The organism is Bradyrhizobium sp. SZCCHNS3016, from assembly GCF_032484535.1.
Classification (GTDB): domain Bacteria; phylum Pseudomonadota; class Alphaproteobacteria; order Rhizobiales; family Xanthobacteraceae; genus Bradyrhizobium.
In genome coordinates this window covers 173,986-196,660 of sequence record NZ_JAUETE010000010.1, presented here as the reverse complement: position 1 = coordinate 196,660, position 22,675 = coordinate 173,986, and the positions used below count along the sequence as shown (strand labels likewise).

At 65.1% G+C, this 22,675-nt stretch carries 14 protein-coding genes and 1 pseudogene; 8 read left to right on the top strand and 7 right to left on the bottom strand.

Annotation, left to right across the window (positions count from 1 at the left end):
- Positions 1-57 precede the first annotated feature (57 nt).
- Entirely contained in the window at positions 58-3,924 is a 3,867-nt protein-coding gene (gene metH, locus QW881_RS20190) for a methionine synthase (protein ID WP_316159133.1), read from the bottom strand.
- A complete protein-coding gene (metF, locus tag QW881_RS20185) occupies positions 3,924-4,841 on the bottom strand; it encodes a methylenetetrahydrofolate reductase [NAD(P)H] (protein WP_315797077.1) in 918 nt (305 codons plus the stop codon). The genes metH and metF overlap by 1 nt, the downstream gene beginning before the upstream one ends.
- 371 nt (positions 4,842-5,212) lie before the next feature.
- On the opposite strand from metF, the gene QW881_RS20180 reads away from it, so the two are divergent.
- Together QW881_RS20180 and QW881_RS20175 are read left to right on the top strand one after the other, a co-directional pair.
- Entirely contained in the window at positions 5,213-6,232 is a 1,020-nt protein-coding gene (locus QW881_RS20180) for an LLM class flavin-dependent oxidoreductase (RefSeq protein WP_316159132.1), read from the top strand.
- A gap of 62 nt (positions 6,233-6,294) precedes the next feature.
- Positions 6,295-6,561: pseudogene (locus tag QW881_RS20175) on the top strand (LysR substrate-binding domain-containing protein); the annotation flags it as partial.
- Here the strand turns inward: QW881_RS20175 and QW881_RS20170 are convergent.
- Together QW881_RS20170 and QW881_RS20165 are read right to left on the bottom strand one after the other, a co-directional pair.
- Complete coding sequence (locus QW881_RS20170) at positions 6,542-7,402, bottom strand: prephenate dehydratase (protein ID WP_315734654.1); 861 nt, start codon at positions 7,400-7,402, stop codon at positions 6,542-6,544. The pseudogene QW881_RS20175 and the gene QW881_RS20170 sit on opposite strands and share 20 nt — an antisense overlap.
- Positions 7,403-7,423: 21 nt before the next feature.
- Positions 7,424-8,164: a 3-deoxy-manno-octulosonate cytidylyltransferase gene (locus QW881_RS20165; protein WP_315772617.1), complete on the bottom strand. Its 741-nt coding sequence runs from the start codon at positions 8,162-8,164 to the stop codon at positions 7,424-7,426.
- Positions 8,165-8,419: 255 nt separating this feature from the next.
- Here QW881_RS20165 and QW881_RS20160 point away from each other — a divergent pair, with 255 nt between their 5' ends.
- The 6 genes from QW881_RS20160 (at position 8,420) to QW881_RS20135 (ending at position 16,996) form a co-directional block, all read left to right on the top strand.
- Positions 8,420-8,968, top strand: coding sequence for a c-type cytochrome (locus tag QW881_RS20160; protein WP_315753465.1), 549 nt, complete (start codon positions 8,420-8,422; stop codon positions 8,966-8,968).
- Between the two features lie 372 nt (positions 8,969-9,340).
- Entirely contained in the window at positions 9,341-11,185 is a 1,845-nt protein-coding gene (locus QW881_RS20155; protein ID WP_315753958.1) for an extracellular solute-binding protein, read from the top strand.
- Positions 11,182-13,059: an extracellular solute-binding protein gene (locus QW881_RS20150; protein WP_315753463.1), complete on the top strand. Its 1,878-nt coding sequence runs from the start codon at positions 11,182-11,184 to the stop codon at positions 13,057-13,059. The genes QW881_RS20155 and QW881_RS20150 overlap by 4 nt, the downstream gene beginning before the upstream one ends.
- A 3-nt stretch (positions 13,060-13,062) precedes the next feature.
- Positions 13,063-14,175, top strand: a complete 1,113-nt coding sequence (locus tag QW881_RS20145; protein WP_315753461.1) for a microcin C ABC transporter permease YejB — start codon at positions 13,063-13,065, stop codon at positions 14,173-14,175.
- Positions 14,175-15,353 carry an ABC transporter permease gene (locus QW881_RS20140; protein ID WP_315753459.1) on the top strand — a complete coding sequence of 393 codons (1,179 nt, stop codon included), beginning with the start codon at positions 14,175-14,177 and terminating at the stop codon, positions 15,351-15,353. Before QW881_RS20145 ends, QW881_RS20140 begins: the two co-directional genes overlap by 1 nt.
- A 5-nt stretch (positions 15,354-15,358) precedes the next feature.
- A complete protein-coding gene (locus QW881_RS20135) occupies positions 15,359-16,996 on the top strand; it encodes an ABC transporter ATP-binding protein (protein ID WP_315753956.1) in 1,638 nt (545 codons plus the stop codon).
- A gap of 460 nt (positions 16,997-17,456) precedes the next feature.
- Here QW881_RS20135 and QW881_RS20130 read toward each other — a convergent pair whose 3' ends face one another.
- The 3 genes from QW881_RS20130 to QW881_RS20120 form a co-directional block, all read right to left on the bottom strand.
- Positions 17,457-18,263, bottom strand: coding sequence for a DsbA family protein (locus QW881_RS20130; protein ID WP_315753457.1), 807 nt, complete (start codon positions 18,261-18,263; stop codon positions 17,457-17,459).
- Between the two features lie 87 nt (positions 18,264-18,350).
- Positions 18,351-20,840, bottom strand: coding sequence for a hypothetical protein (locus tag QW881_RS20125; protein ID WP_315753455.1), 2,490 nt, complete (start codon positions 20,838-20,840; stop codon positions 18,351-18,353).
- A gap of 38 nt (positions 20,841-20,878) precedes the next feature.
- A complete protein-coding gene (locus tag QW881_RS20120) occupies positions 20,879-22,063 on the bottom strand; it encodes a hypothetical protein (RefSeq protein WP_315734640.1) in 1,185 nt (394 codons plus the stop codon).
- Positions 22,064-22,675: the final 612 nt, after the last annotated feature.

Below are 22,675 nucleotides of genomic sequence, written 5' to 3'. Positions count from 1 at the left end.
GTATGGGTCCCGGCGCGAGGCCGGGACGACAGTTTGGGGTGGGAGACTGCGCGCCGGCTACTTCGCGCCGACCGCCTTCTTGCGCCAGGCGAGATGAACGGCACAGGTGCAGCCCACCGGATGGCTCGCGAGCTCGGCGGGTGCGGCGTCGTTGGCCGGAGCGGGCGAAGCGACGGCGCGCGCTGCCGCGTCCGCCTGCTGTCCACTCCTTGCCGGAATGTAGTTCAGGATCGGCGCCAGCCAGCGCTCGACCTCGGCCACCGTCATGCCCTTGCGCGCGGCGTAGTCCTCGACCTGGTCGCGCTCGATCTTGCCGACGCCGAAATAGAAGCTCTCCGGCGAGGCGAAATAGAGGCCCGACACCGACGAGCCCGGCCACATCGCAAAGCTTTCGGTCAGCCGCACGCCGGCATTCTTCTCGGCGTCGAGCAGTTCGAACAAGGTCGCCTTCTCGGTGTGGTCGGGCTGCGCCGGATAGCCGGGCGCGGGACGGATGCCGTGATACTTCTCCAGGATCAGATCGTCTGGTGAGAGCGCCTCGTCCGGAGCGTAGGCCCAGAACTCGCGGCGGACGCGGGCATGCAGCCGCTCGGCGAAAGCCTCGGCGAGGCGGTCGGCCAGCGCCTTCACCAGGATCGAGGAGTAGTCGTCATTGGCGTTCTTGAAGCGGTCGGCCACCGCGTCCTCGCCGAGACCGGTGGTGACGACGAAGCCGCCGACATAGTCCGGCACGCCGGAACCCACAGGCGCGATGAAGTCGGAGAGTGCGGCGTTGAAGCGACCCTCGCGCTTCTCGAGCTGCTGGCGCAGGGTGTGCAGGGTCGCGACCGCCGTGGTGCGGCTGTCGTCGGCATAGAGCACGATGTCGTCGCCGACCGCATTCGCCGGCCAGAAGCCGATCGCGGCGCGCGCCGTGAACCACTTCTCGGCGACGATGCGCTTCAGCATCTTCAGCGCGTCGTCATAGAGCGCCCGTGCGGCTTCGCCGACCTTGGCGTCGTCGAGGATCGCCGGGAAGCGGCCCGCGAGCTCCCAGGTCTGGAAGAACGGCGTCCAGTCGATATAGGGCACCAGCTCGGCGAGGTCGTAATCGGCGAAGGTCTTGACGCCGAGGAAGGTCGGCTTCACCGGCTTCGCCTTGGCGAAGTCGATCTTCGGCGCGTTGGCGCGGGCGTCCGCGAGCTTCAGCCGCTTCTTGTCGGCCTGGCCGCGCAGATGCGCAGCGGCGATCTTCTGATACTCGCTGCGAACCTCCGTGGCGTAGGTATCCTTGCGCTCCGGCGACAGCAGCGAGGAGGCGACGCCGACGGCGCGGCTGGCGTCGTTGACGTGAACGACCGGGCCATTCTGGTAGTTCGGATCGATCTTGACCGCAGTATGGACACGGCTCGTCGTGGCGCCGCCGATCAGGAGCGGCACGTTCAGGCCCTGGCGCTCCATCTCGGCAGCGAGATAGGCCATCTCGTCGAGCGACGGCGTGATCAGGCCGGAGAGCCCGACGATGTCGGCGTTCTCGGCCTTCGCCGTCTCGATGATCTTGGCCGCGGGCACCATGACGCCGAGGTCGATGACCTCGAAATTGTTGCACTGGAGCACGATGCCGACGATGTTCTTGCCGATGTCGTGCACGTCGCCCTTGACGGTCGCGAGCACGATCTTGCCGGCGTTGGAGCGCTCGTTGGCGCGGCCCTTGTTGGCGGCCTTCTCGGCCTCCATGAACGGCATCAGATAGGCGACCGCCTGCTTCATCACGCGCGCGGACTTCACGACCTGCGGCAGGAACATCTTGCCGTCGCCGAAGAGGTCGCCGACCACGTTCATGCCGGCCATCAGCGGGCCTTCGATGACGTCGAGCGGGCGCGTCGAGGCGGCGCGGGCTTCCTCGGTGTCCTGCTCGATGAACTCGGTGATCCCATGCACCAGCGCGTGGCTCAGGCGCTTGCCAACCGGCCATTCGCGCCAGGCGAGATCGGCCTCCTTGGTCTGCTTGCCCTGGCCACGGAATTTCTCGGCCAGCGCCAGCAGCCGCTCGGACGCGCCGGGGTCGCGGTTCAGCACGACGTCCTCGCACACCTGGCGCAGCTCGGGATCGATGTCGTCATAGACGATCATCTGGCCGGCATTGACGATGCCCATGTCCATGCCGGCCTTGATGGCGTGATACAGGAATACCGAGTGCATCGCCTCGCGCACCGGCTCATTGCCGCGGAACGAGAACGACAGATTCGAGACGCCGCCGGAAACGTGGGCATGCGGCAGGTTCTGCCGGATCCAACGTGTCGCTTCGATGAAGTCGACGCCGTAATTGTCGTGCTCCTCGATGCCGGTCGCGATCGCGAAGATGTTCGGGTCGAAGATGATGTCCTCGGGCGGGAAGCCGATCTGCTCGACCAGGATCTTGTAGGCGCGGGCGCAGATCTCGGTCTTGCGCTTGTAGGTGTCGGCCTGGCCGGTCTCGTCGAACGCCATCACGACGACAGCGGCACCATGCCGGCGCGCGATCTTCGCTTCGTGGATGAACTTCTCCTCGCCTTCCTTGAGCGAGATCGAGTTCACCACCGGCTTGCCCTGCACGCATTTCAGGCCGGCCTCGATGACGTGGAATTTCGAGGAATCGACCATCACGGGAACGCGGGCGATGTCCGGCTCGGCAGCGACGAGGTTGAGGAAGGTCCGCATCGCGGCTTCCGAATCCAGCAGGCCCTCGTCCATGTTGACGTCGATGACCTGGGCGCCGTTCTCGACTTGGTCGCGCGCGACCTGCAGCGCCGCGGTGTAATCGCCGGCGGTGATCAGTTTACGGAATTTCGCCGAGCCCGTGACGTTGGTGCGCTCGCCGACATTGACGAACGGAATGGCGGGCGTGAGTTCGAACGGCTCGAGGCCCGACAGCCGCAGCCGCGGCGCGATCTCCGGTACGGCGCGCGGCTTGTGCGGGGCGACCGCGGCGGCGATCGCGGCGATATGGTCCGGCGTGGTGCCGCAGCAGCCGCCGACGATGTTGACGAGGCCGGCGCTCGCGAACTCGCCGATCAGCCGCGCCATGTAGGCCGGCGTCTCGTCATACTGGCCGAACTCGTTGGGCAGGCCGGCATTGGGATAGGCGCAGACCAAGGTATCCGCGACGCGGCCGATGTCGGCGACATGGGCGCGCAGATCCTCGGCGCCGAGCGCGCAGTTGAAGCCGATGGTCAGCGGTTTCGCGTGGCGGACCGAATTCCAGAACGCCTCCGGCATCTGGCCCGAGAGCAGGCGGCCGGACTTGTCGGTGATGGTGCCCGAGATCATGACGGGCACGTCGACGCCGCGCTCCTCGCAGAGCTCGGCGATGGCGTACAGCGCCGCCTTGGCGTTGAGCGTGTCGAAGATGGTCTCGAGCAGCAGGATGTCGGCGCCGCCGTCCAAGAGCCCGCGCGCCTGCTCGCCATAGGCGAGCCGGAGATCGTCGAAGGTCACGGCGCGGTAGCCGGGGTTGGACACGTCAGGCGAGATCGAGGCGGTGCGGTTGGTCGGGCCCATCGCGCCGGCGACGAAGCGCTGTTTGCCGTCCTCAGCCGCAACACGCGTGGCCGCATTGCGGGCGAGCCGGGCGCCCTCGCGGTTGAGCTCGTAGATGATGTCGGACAGGTCGTAGTCGGCCTGCGCGATCGATGTCGCCGAGAAGGTGTTGGTGGCGACGATGTCGGCCCCGGCGCGCAGATATTGCGCGTGGATGTCCTCGATCGCTTCGGGCTGGGTGAGGATCAAGAGATCGTTGTTGCCGCGGAGGTCGCGATGGAAGTCCTTGAACCGCTCGCTGCGGAACGCGGCCTCGTCGAGCTGCAGCGCCTGGATCATCGTGCCCATGGCGCCGTCGAGAATCAGGATGCGCTTAGCTGCAGCGGCAAGGAAGGCGGTACGCGCTGGGGATACGGGGGCGAGCATCAGGCAGCAGCCTTGTTGGCGGACTTCGGACGGATGCCGAGCAGATGGCTGATCGCGAACACGAGGTCGGCGCGGTTCATGGTGTAGAAATGGAAGGTGTCGACGCCATGCTTGGCGAGCTTCTGCACCTGGCCCGCGGCGACGGTCGCCGCGACCAGCTTGCGGGTCTCGGGATCGTCGTCGAGACCGTCGAACTTCTCCGCGAGCCAGTGCGGCACCGTGGTGCCGGCGCGGGTGACGAAGCCGCGCGCCTGCTTGAAATTGTGCATCGGCATGATCCCTGGCACGATCGGGATGTCGATGCCGCGGGCGCGGACACGGTCGAGGTAGCGGAAGTAGAGGTCGTTGTCGAAGAACACCTGGGTGATGGCGCGGGTGGCGCCGGCGTCGACCTTGGCCTGGAGCATGTCGATGTCGGCGTCGAAGTCTCGGCTCTCGGGGTGCTTCTCCGGATAAGCGGAGACCGAGATCTCGATGTCGGGGTGGCGCTTCTTGATGCCGGCGATCAGCTCGGGCGAGGTCTGGTAGCCGTCGGCACGGGTGGAGTAGGGCGTGCCGATGCCGCCGGGCGGATCGCCGCGAAGTGCTACGATGTGGCGGACGCCGACCTCATGATAGCGGTCGACGACCTCGTCGATCTCCCGGCGCGAGGCGCCGACACAGGTGAGATGGGCCGCCGGCAGCAGCGCGGTCTCTTTCAGGATGCGCGCGATGGTGGCGTGGGTGCGCTCGCGCGTCGAGCCGCCCGCACCGTAGGTCACCGAGACGAAGCTCGGCTCCAGCGGGGCGAGGCGCTCGATCGAGGCCCACAGCGTCCGGTCCATCTCCTCGGTCTTCGGCGGAAAGAACTCGAACGAGATCTTCGGCCTGGGAATCGCGGTGTGGCCGTCGGCGATGGCGGTGGCGAGATCGGTCATGGCAACGCAGGTTCCGAATGGGGCGTAAATTTCAACTCAAGAGGGGCGTCCCCCTCGTGATGTGCCAAGATAAGGGAAGTGCGTCGCAATAGACAGCCCACCGTAAATGGGATTTAGCCCACCTGCCTGCTAATATTGCCGTTTTTGTCGCTGAACCTGGCTTGAGTGTGGGCGAAGAAATGCGAGTTATATCAAAGGGTGTCTGTGTGTCCCGGACGGCTCTCGCTGAAATATCCAGTGGGAGATGCCAGATATCATCCTGTATACAGGCGGCATGTCCCAACTTCGTTGCGGTCGATCTCTGCATTCGCGGCAGGTCACGGTCGCGGTCAGCCCATTGTGGCGCGACGCGCAGGCATTAGGTTGAGCCAATGATCCCGCTTTCCGTCCTCGACCTCTCCGTCACCACCACGGCCACCAGGCCGTCGGCGGCGTTGCGCAACAGCATCGATCTGGCCCGCCATGTCGATCAGCTCGGTTATGTCCGCTATTGGCTGGCCGAGCATCACAGCCTGCCGTCGGTGGCGAGCCCGTCGCCCGACATCATGATCGGGCAGATCGCGGCGGTGACGCAGCACATCCGCGTCGGCTCCGGCGGCGTGATGCTGCCCAACCACGCGCCGCTGGTGGTCGCCGAGCGCTTCAAGATGCTGGAGGCGCTGTTTCCCGGCCGGATCGATCTCGGTCTGGGACGCGCGCCCGGCACCGACGGCACCACGGCCTATGCGCTGCGGAGCCGGCTCGACCACCGCGAGGGCGACGACTTCCTGGAGCGGCTGCATGAGCTGATGCTGTGGGAGACCCGCGAATTTCCCGCCGGCCATCCCTACAACAACGTCGTCGCCATGCCCGACGATGCGCCGCTGCCGCCGATCTGGCTGCTCGGCTCCAGCGACTATTCGAGCGAGCTGTCGGCGCAGCTCGGCATGGGGTTTGGCTTCGCGCATCATTTCGCCAGCCACGATGCCGTCGATGCGATGCGAACCTACCGCGCGCATTTCACGCCGTCGCGCTGGCGCTCGCAGCCGCATGCGATCCTGGCGGTCGCGGTGGTGACGGCCGAGACCGACGCCGAGGCCGAGCGGCTGGCGTCGTCGATGGACCTCAACCGCCTGCGGCGCGACCGCGGCCAGTTCCTGCCGCTGCCGAGCCCCGAGGAGGCGGCGGCCACCATGTATACAGACGCCGATCGCGCCTCGATCGCGCGCAACCGCTCGCGGCTGTTCGTGGGCAGCCCGGCGACGGTGCGGGCCAAGCTCGATCCGATGATCGCGGCGAGCCAGGCCGACGAGCTGATGGTGATCACCGCGACCTTCGACCACGACGCCCGCAAGCGCTCCTACAGCCTGCTCGCCGACGCCTTCGGCCTGGAGCGGAAGGCGGCGGCTTAGTCATAACCACGTCATTCCGGAGCAAGGCCGCAGGCCTTGAATCCGGAATCTCGAGCTTGTTTGCGGTCCGTGCCGGTGTCGGCACCGCATGCCTGCCGCTCTCGCTCGCCAGCCACGACCTTGCCGCAGGCCGGCTCGTGCAGTGGGCGGATCTCGACGCGCCAGCGGTTGCGCTGTGGGCGCTGTATCCGTCGCGGCGGCTGTTGAGCGCGCGCGTCTCCGCCTTTCTCGACCATCTGAAGCAGGCGTTCCCGATGGGAACGCCGGCCGAGCTGGCGGCCTATCTGGAGCCGCGAGATGACGGTCCGATCACTCCATCCGCTCGCTGAATGTCGCGCGGAACGGGTGCGCCGGATAGACGCCGACGATGCGCAGCTCGCGGGAGAAGAACTTCAGCTCCTCCAGCGCGAAAGCGAGGCCCTTGTCGTTCGGGTGGCCGTCGACATCGGCATAGAATTGCGTGGCGAAGAAGTTGCCGTCGACCATGTAGCTTTCGAGCTTGGTCATGTTGACGCCGTTGGTGGCGAAGCCGCCGAGCGCCTTGTAGAGCGCAGCCGGCAGGTTGCGCACGCGGAACACGAAGCTCGTGACCAGCGGCCCGGAATTCTGCTCGGCCCACTGCTCCTGGCGCGCCAGCACCACGAAACGCGTCGTGTTGTGGGCTTCGTCCTCGATGTCCTCGGCGAGGATGTCGAGGCCGTAGATCTCGGCCGCCAGCCGCGAGGCGATCGCCGCGACGCTCCTGTCGCCGCGCTGGGAGACGTCGCGCGCGCTGCCCGCGGTGTCGCCGGCCACGATCGGTCGGACGCCGAGCTGGCGGATGATGCGGCGGCACTGGCCGAGCGCGTGGACGTGGCTTTCGACGGTCTTGATGTCGGCGAGCTTGGTGCCCTTCAGCGCCATCAACTGGTGGCGGACCGGCAGGAACCACTCGCCGATGATGTAGAGGCCCGAGGCCGGCAGCAGATGGTGGATGTCGGCGACGCGGCCGGCGACCGAGTTCTCGATCGGAATCATGCCGAGATCGGCCTCGCCGGAGGAGATCGCGCTGAGCGCGTCCTCGAAGGTCGCGCAGGGCATGGCCTCGGCGGTCGGATAGGCCTCGGAGATGGCGATGTGGGAATTGGCTCCCGGCTCGCCCTGGAATGCGATTTTCAAGATCTTGCTCATGTGGGGCCTTGTAGCAGCAGCTTAAGACTTGGACAGCAGCCGGCGTGCGGTTTCGAGATCGGCCGGGGTGTCGACGCCGCGGGGCACGGCGTCGACGACCATCACGTCGATGCGCATGCCGGCTTCCAGCGCCCGCAGCTGTTCCAGCTTCTCCTGCTGCTCCAGCGGGGATGGCGGCAGGCTGACGAAGCGCTCCAGCGCCGCCCGGCGGTAGGCATAGAGGCCGATGTGATGGTACCTTGGTCCGTCGCCATGCGGCGCCGTGGCCCGGGTGAAGTACAGCGCGCGCATGCGCCGCCCGCCGAGAGGCGACCCGACCGCCTTGACGACGTTCGGATTGAGGCTCTCCTCCTCGGTATGAATCTGCGCGGCAAGGGTCGCGATGTCGACCGCGGGATCCTCGAGCGGGGGCAGCACGTCGCTGATGTTCTGCGGGTCGATGGTCGGGAAGTCGCCCTGCAGGTTGACCACGATCTCGGCCTCGCGGGCCGGGTCGAGCTTGCACATGGCCTCGTAGATGCGGTCGGACCCGGAGGGATGATCCGGCCTGGTCATGACCACCTCGCCACCCGCGGCCGTGACGGCCGCAGCAATCTCGGGCGTGTCGGTTGCCACGGCCACCCGGCCGATCGCGGCCTCCTGCGCGCGGCGGAGCACCTGCACGATCATCGGCTGGCCGGCGATGTCGAGCAGCGGCTTGCCGGGCAGGCGGGTCGACGCCATGCGGGCGGGGATCAGCACGAGAATTCGGGATTTGGTCATCCGGGAACGGCAGGTCGGAGCCGGTCGCAACAGCGCGGGCCGGACTGGATGGGGACAGCAGAAGCGGCCCGCTTATACGGGTTGCCAGAGCACGGGCAAACCGATATCTCACTTCTGCCGCAGGGGGAGGCGCGACGGCTCGATTCCGCTCGATGCCTTGACGAGTCCTTATCTCGAGTCCTGGGGCGATTCGCGGTCGCGGCCTCGCGGCCTCCGACAGAACAATGAAATCCGCCCTCGGAGCCTGATTCCAAAATGGACTCCTTCGAACTGAACAAAATCATCGGCGCCGTGCTGGCTGCCTGTCTGGTCGTGCTGGTCACGAGCTTCTCCGCTGGCGCGATCTTCGCGCCGAAAATGCCGGAGAAGCCGGGTTTTGAGATCGCCGTGAAGGAGGCCGAGGGCGCCGCCAAGGGTGGCGCGGCGCCGGCTGCGGCCGAGCCGATCGAGAAGCTGCTGCAGACCGCCTCGGTCGAGAAGGGCGCTGCCGCCTCCAAGAAGTGCGCGGCCTGCCACACCTTCGCGAAGGGCGAGAAGAACGGCGTCGGCCCCAACCTCTACGGCATCGTAGGCGACAAGATCGGCGAAGGCCGCGGCTTCAACTTCTCGGCGGCGATGAAGGCCAAGGGCGGCACCTGGACGATCGACGACCTCAACAAGTTCATCGCCAATCCGAAGGGCTACATCCCGGGCACCGCGATGGGCTTCGCCGGTATCCAGAAGGACTCGGAGCGGGCCGACGTGCTGGCCTATCTGAACTCGCTGGCCGACAGCCCGGTGCCGCTGCCCACCGCAGCCAAGTGATCGGCTGCTGACCCACCAGTTTCCGACGGCCGGGCCCCAAGCCCGGCCGTTTTGCTTTGCGGGGCGAATTTCGCCGCATTTGGGACCTTTGGTCGCATCCACCTCGTTCACAACCCGGTATCATGAGGAAAAAGCAAGGTTATTGGTCGAAACCTTGCCGTATATTGGTCCCCTGAATGGAACGGGTTCGCGGGCCGGAGCACCTCGCTGAGGCCGGCGAAACCTGCCCTTGCGAATTGGGTTACGATCAGACGTTGGATCTGGGAGCAGCAGCGGCCACGGCTACCACCTGCTTCAAGCGGTCTTATTCAGAGGAAGTCTCATTTGACGATTACCCGACGACAGCTCCTGCAGAGCAGCGTGCTCGCTGCGATGACCCCGGCGCTCGGCACGGCGGCCAGCCTTGCCCCTCTCGATGCCGCAAAGGCGCAGGCCGGCGAGCAGCTGGTCTGGCGCCACGGCCTGTCGCTGTTCGGCGAGATCAAGTATCCGGCGGACTTCAAGCGCTTCGACTACGTGAATCCGGATGCGCCGAAAGGCGGCGTCGCGCGGATGATCTCGCTCGGGACGTTCGACAATTTCAACATCGTCGTGATGTATGTGAAGGGCAACATCGCGTCCGCGGCGGGGCTGGTCTACGAGACCTTGATGACGCGGTCGCAGGACGAGGTGTCGACCGAATACGGCCTGCTCGCCGAGTCGGCGGCCTATCCGGACGACTACTCCTGGGTCATCTACCGCCTGCGCAAGGAAGCGCGCTGGAACGACGGCAAGCCGGTGACGCCCGAGGACGTCATCTTCTCGCTCGAGGTCCTGAAGAAGAACAGCCCGCACTACTCATCCTACTATCGTCATGTGGTGAAGGCCGAGAAGACCGGCGATCTCGAGGTCAAGTTCACCTTCGATGGTCCGGGCAATCGCGAGCTGCCGCACATCGTCGGCGAGCTGCTGGTGCTGCCGAAGCACTGGTGGGAAGGCACCGACGCGCAGGGCCGCAAGCGCGACGTCACCGCGACCACCCTGGAGCCGCCGCTCGGGTCGAGCCCGTATCGCATCAAGGAGTTCGTGCCCGGGCGCTCGATCAAGATGGAGCGCGTCAAGGACTATTGGGGCGCCAACCTGCCGGTCCAGATCGGCCAGAACAATTTCGACGAGCTGCAGTTCGAATACTTCCGCGACAACATCGTCGCCCTCGAAGCCTTCAAGGCCGACCAGGCCGACTGGATCAACGAGAACTCGGCCAAGCAGTGGGCCACGGCCTACGACTTCCCAGCCATCAACGACAAGCGCGTGGTCAAGGACGAATTCCCGATCAGCGATTCCGGCCGGATGCAGGGCTTCGCCTTCAACCTGCGGCGTCCGCAATTCCAGGATGCGCGGCTGCGGCGCGCCTTCAACTACGCCTTCGATTTCGAGGAGATGAACAAGCAGCTGTTCTACGGCCAGTACAAGCGCATCAACAGCTACTTCGAAGGCACGGATCTGGCCTGCTCCGGGCTGCCGCAGGGCCAGGAGCTGCAGATCCTCGAGGGCCTGCGCGACAAGGTGCCGCCGGACGTGTTCACCACGGTCTACCAGGCCCCGGTGGGCGGCAATTCCGAGAACGTTCGCGCCAATCTGCGCGAGGCCACCAAGCTGCTGAAGGACGCAGGCTTCGAGATCAAGGACCGCAAGCTCGTCGATCCCGCCGGCAAGCCGGTCACGGTCGAGCTGCTGGTCCAGGACCCGTCGTCCGAGCGCATCGTGCTGTTCTACAAGCCGTCGCTGGAGCGCCTCGGCGTCGCGGTGACGGTACGCCAGGTCGACAACGTCCAGTATGAGAACCGGGTGCGCACCTTCGACTACGACATGATCATCGATGTCTGGGGGCAGTCGCTGTCGCCCGGCAACGAGCAGCGCGATTTCTGGGGCTCCAAGGCCGCCGACGAGTCCGGCTCGAAGAACACGATTGGCATCAAGAACCCCGCTGTCGACGCGCTGATCGAGAAGATCATATACGCCAAGGATCGCGCCTCTCTCGAAGCGGCAACGCATGCGCTCGACCGGGTGCTGCTGTGGAATTTCTACGTCGTTCCCCAGTTCACCTATCCATTTGCGCGTAGCGCGCGCTGGGACCGCTTCAGCCATTTCACGCCGTTCCCGAAATATGCGCGGTCCGGCTGGCCGAATCTGTGGTGGTACGACGCCGACAAGGCTGCCAAGGTGAAGCGCTCTTGAGCACGCCCCCGCATCTGTCGCGCCGTGGCGTGCTCGGGCTTGGGCTCGGCGCGCTCAGCGTCCCTCTCCTGAAGCCGGCCATGGCCGCGGAGTTCGGCGCAGACTCGCACGGCACATCGGCGTTCGGCGACCTGAAATACCCGGCCGATTTCCACCATTTCGACTACGTCAATCCGGATGCGCCGAAGGGCGGGATGTTCTCGCTGATCCCGTCGGTGCGCGCCTACAACCAGTCCTATCAGACCTTCAACTCGTTCAATGCCTACGTCCTGAAAGGTGAGGGCGCGCAGGGCATGGACATGACGTTCGCGTCGCTGATGGTGCGCGCCAGCGACGAGCCGGATGCGGTCTATGGCCTGGTCGCGAAGTCGGTCGCGATCTCGCCGGACAAGCTGACCTATCGCTTCACGCTGCGTCCCGAGGCGCGCTTTCACGACGGGTCCAAGATCACGGCCCACGACGTCGCCTTCTCGCTGAATACCTTGAAGGAGAAGGGCCATCCGCTGATCGTCGTGCAGTTGCGCGACTTCGTGAAGGCCGAGGCGCTCGACGATGCGACGGTCGTGGTGAGCTTCGTCGAGAAGCGCGCCCGCGATGTGCCGCTCTATGTCGTGACCCTGCCGATCTTCTCGAAGGCCTGGTACGCCAATCGCGCGTTCGACGAGGGGCCGCTGGATGTGCCGCTCGGCTCGGGGCCGTACAAGGTCGGCAAATACGAGATCAACCGCTATGTCGAGTTCGAGCGCGTCAAGGACTGGTGGGCCGCCGACCTGCCGGTCAGCCGCGGCCTCTACAATTTCGACATCGTGCGCTACGAGTTCTATCGCGACCGCGACGTCGCCTTCGAGGGCTTCACCGCCAAGAGCTATCTGTTCCGCGAGGAGTTCACCGCGCGCATCTGGGCGACGCGCTACGACTTCCCGGCGATCAAGGACGGCCGCGTCAAGCGCGAACTGCTGCCGGACGAGACGCCGTCGGGCGGGCAGGGCTGGTTCATCAACACCCGCCGCGACAAGTTTCGGGATCCGCGCGTCCGCCAGGCGTTGACCTACGCGTTCGATTTCGAATGGACCAACAAGACCATCATGTACGGCGCCTATGCGCGCACCGTGTCGCCGTTCCAGAATTCCGACATGGTCGCGGTCGGACCGCCGTCGGCGGAAGAGCTGAAGCTGCTCGAGCCGTTCCGCGGCCAGGTGCCTGACGATGTGTTCGGCGAGCCGTTCGTGCCGCCGGTCTCGGACGGCTCCGGCCAGGATCGCGCGCTGCTGCGCAAGGCCATGCAGCTCTTGCAGCAGGCCGGCCTGCCGGTCAAGGACGGCAAGCGACTGCTGCCGTCCGGCGAGGTGTTCGCGATCGAGTTCCTGATCGACGAGGTCTCGTTCAAGCCGCACCACGGCACCCTGATCAAGAACCTGCAGACGCTCGGCATCGACGCCGAGTTGCGCGTCGTCGACGCCGTGCAATATCGCGCGCGGGTCGAGGACTTCGACTTCGACATCGCCATTCAACGCATGTCGATGTCGCCGACCCCCGGCGACGGCCTCAGGGCTTACTTCACCTCGGACACGGCAAAGACCAAGGGCTCCTACAATCTCGCAGGGATCAGCAATCCCGCGATCGACGCGCTGGTCGCCAAGGCGATCGCCGCGGAGAGCCGCAGCGAGCTGACCTTGGCCTGCCGGGCGCTCGACCGCGTGTTCCGCGCCGGCCACTACTGGATACCGCAATGGTATCGGCAGACCCATCCGATCGCCTATTGGGATCAGTTCGACCACCCGCCGAAGCCGCCGAAATACGCCTCGGGCGTCGGCGCCCCCGACATCTGGTGGTACGATGCCGCCAAGGCCGCAAAGCTGGAGCAGGCGAAGTAGTTCATGGCCGCCTATATTGCCCGTCGCATCTTGCTGATGCTCCCGACCCTGCTCGGGATCCTCTTCATCTCCTTCGTCGTGGTGCAGTTTGCGCCGGGCGGTCCGGTGGAGCGCGTCATCGCGCAATTGACCGGCGCCGACACCGGCGGCACCTCGCGGATTTCAGGCGGCAGCGGTTCGGATTTCGGCGCGCGTCCGCCGGGACAGGTCGGATCGGGCGGCGAGCTGAACTCGAAATATCGCGGCGCCCAGGGGCTCGATCCCGCCTTCATCAAGCAGCTCGAAAAGCAGTTCGGCTTCGACAAGCCGGCGCCGGAGCGGTTCGCGCTGATGGTCTGGAACTTCGCGCGCTTCGATTTCGGCAAGAGCTATTTCCGCGACACGTCAGTGCTGCAGCTCATCAAGGAGAAGCTGCCGGTGTCGATGTCGCTCGGCCTCTGGATGACCTTGCTGACCTATTTGATCTCGATTCCCCTGGGGATCCGCAAGGCGGTGCAGGATGGCTCGCGCTTCGACGTCTGGACCTCGGCGGTGATCATCGTGGGCTACGCCATTCCGGGCTTCCTGTTCGCGATCCTGCTCATCATCCTGCTCGCCGGCGGCTCGTTCCTCAACATCTTCCCGCTGCGCGGGCTGACCTCGGATGGCTGGTCGGACTTCCCGTGGTACTGGAAGATCATCGACTATTTCTGGCATCTCACTTTGCCGCTGGTGTCGATGGCGCTCGGCGCCTTCGCGACGATGACCTTGCTGACCAAGAACTCGTTCCTCGACGAGATCCGCAAGCAATATGTCATGACCGCGCGCGCCAAGGGCTGCAGCGAGAATCAGGTGCTGTACGGCCACGTCTTCCGTAACGCCATGCTGATCGTGATCGCCGGCTTTCCGGGCACCTTCATCCACGCGTTCTTTTCCGGCTCGCTGCTGATCGAGACCATCTTCTCGCTGGATGGGCTCGGCCTGCTCTCGTTCGAGAGCATTCTCAATCGTGATTATCCCGTCGTGTTCGGCAATCTCTTCATCTTTTCGCTGCTCGGCCTCGCGATCAACCTAGTCTCGGACCTGACCTACATGTGGATCGATCCGCGGATCGACTTCGAGGCGCGGGAGGTCTGATGACGATCACAGCCCCCCCTCCGGTCGAGACCACGGTGCAGGCTCCGCTCGGCGAGGCTGTGCCGCCGACGCGGCATCGTTTCCGGCCGTCGCCGCTGAATCAGCGCCGCTGGCAGAACTTCAAGGCCAACCGCCGCGGCTACTGGTCGCTGTGGCTGTTCCTGTTTCTGTTCGTCGTCTCGCTGTTCGCCGAGCTGATCGCCAACGACCGGCCGTTCCTGATCAAGTTCGACGGCCACCTTTACTTCCCGGCGTTCGTCACCTATCCGGAAACGGCATTCGGCGGCGACTTCGAGACCGCCGCGGACTATCGCGATCCGTATTTGCAGAAGCTGATTGCGGACAAGGGCGGCACGGTGATCTGGCCGCTGGTCCGCTACTCCTACGCCACGCACAATCTCGATCTGCCGACGCCGGCGCCATCGCCGCCGACCTGGATGCTGACGGAGGCACAGTGCAAACCCGTGGTCGAGAAGAAGGGGCTGAAGAGCTGCCGGGATCTCGAATACAACTGGCTCGGCACCGACGACCAGGGCCGCGACGTCGTCGCACGGCTGATCTACGGCTTCCGCATCTCGGTGTTGTTCGGCCTGTCGCTGACGTTCTTCTCCTCGATCATCGGCATCGCCGCCGGCGGCGTGCAGGGCTATTTCGGCGGCTGGGTCGATCTTCTGTTCCAGCGCTTCATCGAGATCTGGAACGCCATTCCCTATCTCTATCTGCTCCTGATCCTGTCCGCGGTGCTGGTGCCCGGCTTCTTCACGCTGCTCGGGATCATGCTGCTGTTCTCATGGGTCTCGCTGGTCGGCCTGGTGCGGGCTGAATTCCTGCGCGGCCGCAATTTCGAGTACATCCAGGCGGCGCGCGCGCTCGGCGTCTCCAATGCCGTCATCATGGTCCGCCATCTCCTGCCGAACGCGATGGTCGCAACCATGACGTTCCTGCCCTTCATCGTGTCGAGCTCGGTGATGACCTTGACCGCGCTCGACTTCCTCGGCTTCGGCCTGCCGCCGGGATCGCCGTCGCTGGGCGAGATGCTGTCGCAGGCCAAGTCCAACGTGCAGGCGCCGTGGCTCGGTCTCACCGGCTTCTTCTCCGTCGCGATCATGCTGTCGCTGCTGATCTTCATCGGCGAGGCCGTGCGCGACGCGTTCGATCCGCGCAAGACGTTCAGGTGACCGACATGGATGCGATCAGCCAGCCGCTGCTCTCGGTCAGCGATCTCTCGGTGGCCTTTCATCAGCAGGGCCGCCTGTCGACCGCCGTCGACCATGTCTCGTTCGAGATCAAGCGCGGCGAGTGCGTCGCCCTGGTCGGCGAGTCCGGCTCCGGCAAGTCGGTCAGCGCGCTGTCGGTGCTGAAGCTGCTGCCCTATCCGGTCGCCTCGCATCCGTCGGGCAGCATCCACTTCAAGGGCCGCGATCTCCTGCCGTTGTCCGAACGCGAGATGCGCGAGATCCGCGGCAGCGACATCTCCATCATCTTCCAGGAGCCGATGACCTCGCTCAATCCGCTGCACACGATCGAGCGGCAGATCGGCGAGATCCTGCAACTGCATCGGCCGATCTCGAACAGTGCGGCGCGGACGCGCACGCTCGAGCTCTTGACCCAGGTCGGCATTCCCGAGCCGGAGACGCGGCTCGGCAGCTATCCGCATCAGCTCTCCGGCGGCCAGCGCCAGCGCGTGATGATCGCGATGGCGCTCGCCAACGAGCCGGCTCTGCTGATCGCCGACGAGCCGACCACCGCGCTCGACGTCACCGTGCAGGCGCAGATCCTGGCGCTGCTCGCCGATATCCGGGCACGCCTCGGCATGAGCCTTCTGTTCATCACCCACGATCTCGGCATCGTCCGCCGCATCGCCGATCGGGTCTGCGTCATGAACGGCGGCAAGATCGTCGAGCAGGGCCCGGTCGAGCAGGTGTTCACCGCGCCGGCTCATCCCTACACCAAGGCGCTGCTCGCCGCCGAGCCGAAGCCGGACCCGGCGCCGCCGCGACCCGATTCGCCGGTGGTCATGCAGGCCAAGGATCTCAAGGTCTGGTTTCCGATCAAGCGCGGCTTTTTTCGCTCGACCGTCGGTCACATCAAGGCCGTGGACGGCGTCAGCCTTGCCGTGCGCAAGGGCGAGACGCTCGGCGTCGTCGGCGAATCCGGCTCGGGCAAGACCACGCTCGGGCTGGCGCTGCTGCGGCTGATTTCCTCCGACGGCCTCATCGTCTTCCTCGGGAAGGAGCTGCAGGGGCTGTCCTTCAAGGAGGTCCGCCCGTTCCGCCGCGACATGCAGATCGTGTTTCAGGATCCGTTCGGCGCCTTGAGCCCGCGCATGTCGGTCGGCGACATCATCGCCGAGGGACTGAGCGTGCATCAGCCGAAACTGACGGATGAGGAGCGCGAGGCCAAGGTCGTCAAGGCGCTCAAGGAGGTCGGGCTCGATCCGGAGACGCGCTTCCGCTATCCGCACGAATTCTCCGGCGGCCAGCGCCAGCGCATCTCGGTGGCCCGCGCGGTCGTGCTCGAGCCGAGCTTCGTCGTGCTGGACGAGCCGACCTCGGCGCTCGACATGCTGTTCCAGTCGCAGATGGTCGATCTCCTGCGCGATCTGCAGCGCAAACGCGAGCTGACCTACATGTTCATCTCGCACGATCTGCGCGTGGTCGCCGCCCTCGCCTCCCATCTGATCGTGATGCGCAACGGCAGGGTCGTGGAGGAGGGGCCGGCGGTCGAGCTGTTCAAGGCGCCGAAGACCGACTACACCCTCGCGCTGTTCGCAGCGGCGTTCAGGAACGAGACGGCGGGGAATGGGACGGTGACGAGCTAGATGTCGCTTGTCGGCAGCCACTCTGCTGCAACTAATGGCGCGAATCCGGAGAGCGTGCCGTGACTGATGCTCCAGGACGTCCAGAATGGATTTCTGGAACCACGCATAAGGATTGGCTGCGTGACGGCTATCGCGTCACCGAAGAACAATGGGCTGATCTCGATTGGAATCGCGCCTGGGTCGATATGGGTCCGTCGCCGGCAGGCAACCTTGGCCCCTACTAGCACGTCCCGCTCAAGAGCGGAGAGACCGTGCACCGGCTCTATCCGAGGCTCCTGCCGCACCAGTCCAGCCCACCATGCGCGGTTTCCTCCTTTGGAGGCTTTCGGACGCCGGCCGCCCGAATGTGCCGCGCCGTCAATCATGCGGCCGGCATCCGAAGCCCTTCACAGCAGCGGACTCGCGCGCTGCACAAATCGAGACCTCGGGCGTCGATGCATATCTTCGCTATCGGAGCGTACTACTGGCGAGCCTGCTGAATTTTGGCCTTCAGCGTGGCAAGTCCGACCGCGCCGACGATGACATTGCCGCCGATGACATAGCTCGGCGTCCCGTTCAATCCCAACTTCTGCGCAAGATTGCCGCTCTCATCGAGGCTTTGGCGCACCTCCACGCTGTCCATGTCCTTTTCAAGCTGAGCAACGTTGAGACCGATCGTCTGCGCGATGGCCAACGCGCGCGCCTTGTCGGCGGGTCCGCTGCTTTGGAGAAGCCGCTGATGAAAGTCGAGGTATTTCGTGCCCGTCGGGTCTTGCATGCGTACCGCTACCGCGACGCGCGCCGCCTCCAGCGAACCGGGGCCGAGGATCGGAAATTCCTTGAGCACGATCTTGAGCTTGGGGTCGCTCTTCAACAATTCGAGTATATCGCCGAGCGCACGCTTGCAGTAGCCGCAGCTGTAATCGAAGAACTCGACCAGGGTGACATCACCCAGCGGGTTGCCGAGCGTGACCTGGTGCGCTGACGCGAACAAGGCCGGCGCATTTTGCTTGACCAGTGCAGTCTTGTCGGAACCGGGCGCTGCCGCCGGCGTCGCGGCTTGCCGCTTCTTGATCAGGTCGGAGATGGCCTGTTGCACGGCCTCGGGGTGCTTGGCGAGGTAGTCCTTCACGACCTGCTCGATTTCTTCGGGATGGGTCGCTATATAGTCCTTGACGATCGCCTCGATGTCGCTGCGCGAACTCTCCGCTCGGCCGGGCTGCACGCAAAGCAAAGACAGCGTGAAGACGGCAGCCGCCGTGGCAACGCTACGGATCAAGTTGGTCATCGGTCATCCTCCATATGGCTGCCGACTTCCGCAGTTGGCGTGCAGTAATGATTTGCGAATTCGTGTCCTCGTGCATCGCTGCTTCCTTCATCGTCGCGGCATCATCATGCCGGGCGGGGGGACCGGTCTGAACCCCGGCATGCGCGGCGCAAATCGGCCGGCCGGCCGGCAGCGCGCGCCAAGCGGCCCCGGAATCCAACCGGGGGGGCAGACGATCGGGCGACCGACATCCGGCGCCCGCCGGTCCCGCGTCACCCCCGGCTTGCGTGCCACGCACACGCCGTCGGCATTGCGCCGCTCACCAGGTTGGCACGTCGTCGGCAGCTTCGGAATCACGGGGACGACCGTGGTGGACTTCTTCTCGATCTTCTTGGAGCACTGGCTTCGATCCTTTGGGTCGACCGGGGCCGCGCAGCACTCGCCGCTCGTCGTCAGATTCGCGGGCAAGCAGCATTTGCTATTCGCAGTCGGCACGAAGCCCGAGGCGCAACACTGTGAAAGTCTCGGCAGCCAGTGCAGCGGTATGCATAGCGTGCCGTCGGGGCTCGCAATCTGGCCGGCCGGGCAGCACTGTCCCTTCGACGTCGCCTGGCTCTTGAGACAGCACTTGCCGGCGATCTTCACATAGCCGGGCGCACAGCAGCTGGGGCATTTCCAGTCCGGAATTTTCGGCTTCAACGGATCGCACACGCCGTTCACCACGGTCGTCCCGCAGCAAAGTTGTTGGCCAATCGGGCCGGAATAGATCTGGCTGTTCTCGCAGCATTCATTGTTCGGGCCGATCGCCGTCTGGTTGACGCCGCACATCGGCTTGGCGATATCAGTCGACGGATTGTTGTTCGAACAGATGCCCCCCGGCTGCAGGTCTTTGGGCGAGCAGCATTGGCCATTGACCAGAACATTGGGCGGGGCGCAGCTCGACGCGCAACTCTTGGTCTTGATGATCCAGATCTGATTGGGCGGACAAACCGATCCGTCCGGACCGCAGACATGGGTCTTGCAGGTCAGCAGACCCGGCGGCCTCGGCATGCCGGCGGGAGGCGGCGCGCCGGCTGGACGCGGCGCCAGCCGTATCCGTGCGGCTTCCCTTGTACACGCGCGCAAGATGGCGATATCTCCCATGTGCCCGCGAGCTGATAGATCGGGCGGCGCGTCGGCATAGTCGATGAAGTAACTGAGCAGCGGTGGCTCATCGCCGCGGCGGATGCGCCAGATCGGATTCCCCTGCAGTCCGTCGATCGCAAGCGCGTCGTTCTGGCCGAGTTGAGCCACGAGCTTGGGATCGGTGGCGTGGCGCAATTGTTCGCCGGTGGTCCAGACGAAGCCGCCGCAGGAGGCCGGATTCATGGTCCCGCCCATGTCGTAGCTGTAGCCGATCGCGACGCCGCCATTGCCATTGCGGAAACGTTCGGGGAATCCCACCGCATATTCGTCCGGCAAGGGCTGCCAGATCGGCTGCTTGATCTCAGTGACACCGATCAGCGTATAGCGCAGCACGCGGCCGATCGACGGCGCTGACAAGGCCTCGAAATCCTGCGCCCCGGTCGGCGCCGGCCGCTCGGCCAAAAACATCCGTCCCTCATCGTCGAACGTAATCCTGGAGATCTCGGTGGGACCGGCGGCGGACGGCGCGACGACTTCGATTCTGGCGTCCGCACCGAACGAGCCGTTCGCGTTGAGCCCGACCGACCACACCCGCAAGCCCTCGGCGACCGCGTAGTAGAGCCGGCGGTCGCGAATGGCGAGGCCGAACACTCGCCGATCCGGTGCCGCGTAGCCCCAGCTCTCGGGCTGCGCGCTGTCGAATTGAGGATTCGTAATATCGACGCCTGGCCCGGCCGGCGCCGGCGTCGTCGGAAGTCCCGCGGCTGCGTTGCCGGCGACGCCGTGATCATAGACACCGAGGTCGACGCCGTTCGGGCCGAAGCGATGGATCAGCCCGGTCTCACGGTCGGCGACGAACAGAGACTTGGTCGCCGGATCATAGGCCAATCCCCCGAGCGCCGCGCCCGAATTGGCCTTGTCGCCCGTGGTGACATTCGCGAACAGCGTCACCGCGCCGGTGGCGCCATTGATCTTCCAGATCGATCCCGGGCCGCCGCCCGGACCCCATTGTGCCGGCATGAAGGTCGCGCCGTTAGTCCCGAGCCTGACATGTTGCGGTCGACCTTCAGGTCCCGGCGCGACGATCGAGAGACCATAGGCGGATGTCGCCGCGACGTAAATGTTGGCGGGGGAATTGTCGTCCAGAGCGACGCCAAACACCTGCCCGATCGACTTCGCGCTGACGGTGAACGGCTTCGGCGCACCGACCAATTGCGCCTGGGGCGGACCGCCCATGCGTCTTAGATCGACGATGCGCAGCGACGGCCCTCCAGGATCGATGATGGTCCGAACGTCGGGATCCTGACCGGGCTCGATCTCGAACGGGCGAATAGCCCCGGAGAATCCGGTGACTGCAGCATCGCCGGGGGTGTAAACGCCGGGCGGCGTTTGCGCCGACGCGGGCCCCCCGAGTGCGAGAGGTAGGATCAGCAGCCAAGCGAGGCGCCGCATCGCACGGACGGCGGCTGTCAAGGACGTCTGTCGGCCAAGCTCAATCATGTCGGTCCGCCTCATTTCGGCTGCTTGGGCCGCGGCTCGCAGGAGCCGGTCTTGACGTTGGGCACGGTGTCCGGCGGGCAACATTCTCCACAATTGGTCATCTGCGCGGGATTGCAGCAGCTTCCGTCAAAGGCCATTCCCTGGCTCTTGTCGGAGCAGGGCGTGACACAGGGGCTGTTCTTGTCGCCGCCGAGTCTTGTCTGTCCGGCCGGGCAGGCCGCGGGCGGACACATGCCGTAGGGCGCAAAGCCGAAAACCGCCACCTGGTTGGTGTCGTCGCACAGGCACTCGGAGAGCCCGTCCGACTTCAACGCGCCGGGATGGGTGTCCTTCGGGCAATCGCACGAGAACACGTACTTGCTATCGCCGGATCCGGGGTTGGGGACCTGTTGCCAGTGCGGCACCATCGGTTTCGGACAGGTGCAGTAACTGCTCCCTGTGTGGCAGGCATAGGCGCCGGGATCCGTGACCACCAGCGTCCCGTCGCCGGTTTCCACCATGCCCACGCCATATCGATCGTATTGATCCTGATAGACGCCTTTGCTGGAAGGGCTGAAGATCGAGCCGGGACCGCCGATGCCTTGACATTCCGGGTACCTCCACCACTCCATGTAATGTACTTTTTCGCACGTCGCGTTGATCGCGGCGCATGTGGCTTGAACAGGCGGAAGGACCTCGCAATCGCCGCAGGACTGCATGCCAAGCTTTTCCTGCCCCCAGCACAGCGCCTCCTGAAGACATGAGCCGACTTCGGAACCCAATCCAACGGTGCTCTGCTCGCTCTTGCAGGCGCATTTCACGACGTCTGCGGCCGCGCCAACGGCTGCGAGCTCCTTGGAAAGATCGCCGAGAACATTTTCTGCGATCGCGTTGCCAAAGATCGTGTTCAGCTTGCTGACGACTTGGTCGGCGTTGCCCTGCGCCTCTGCGCAGAATTGATTGACCAGGGCTTGCCCTTTCCCCGTGTCCGACCCTGACAAGGCGACGCCGCTGAGTGCTGCGGTCAGTGCAATCGCTGCGTAGCGGCTTGCGTCATTCTCATAGACCGACTTGCACACATATGCGGCGGACAGCGTCCCGATAAAGGCATCCGCGATGTCTTCTGGACTGCAGCCGGCCCGCGCCGGCGACGCCAGCAGAATCATCGCGGCGACGATGGCCGCTCCTTGAACCCGCCAGCGTCCTGCGCGCCCCATGATCCGCCCCTCTGTCGCATCAACGTGGCCGTTCTTCTCAACGTGGCCGTTCTTCTCAATTCCAGCCTTGCGCTAGATCAACAGAGGCGACGGCAGCCGCGCCATCAACCGACTGCGCCAACCAGCGCCATCAGGATCGACACCTCGTGACCGCACAACCGCCATTCTGCAAAGCTGTTCGTCGTGCCCGCCGCTCATCGACCGGCCACGGTGGAATGCGCCTCCGCACCAGTCCTGCCCACCCATGCGCGGTTTCCTCCCTTGGAGGCTTTCGGACGCCGGCCGTCCGAATATGCCGCGCCGTCAATCATGCGGCCGGCATCCGAAACCCTTCACAAAAACGGCAATCGTCTGCCGGGCACGAATCTGTCGCTATACTCTCGAGATCGGGCGAATTGCCAAAAACGCCGGCAGTCAGAATCTCAGTTCTCTTGGGCTGCGGCGAGAACCCGCGCGATTGCGGGTGATTTGGCCGACGGGCGCGGTCCGCGAACGCCTGTCCAGTCCTCTCGCGAAAAATATTCATCTTTCTCTTTTTCGGAAATCGTGCATACTCCGCCCCGTCCTGCCCCACGAGAGGGACGTACGCGTCGTCACGGACGTCGGGTGCGG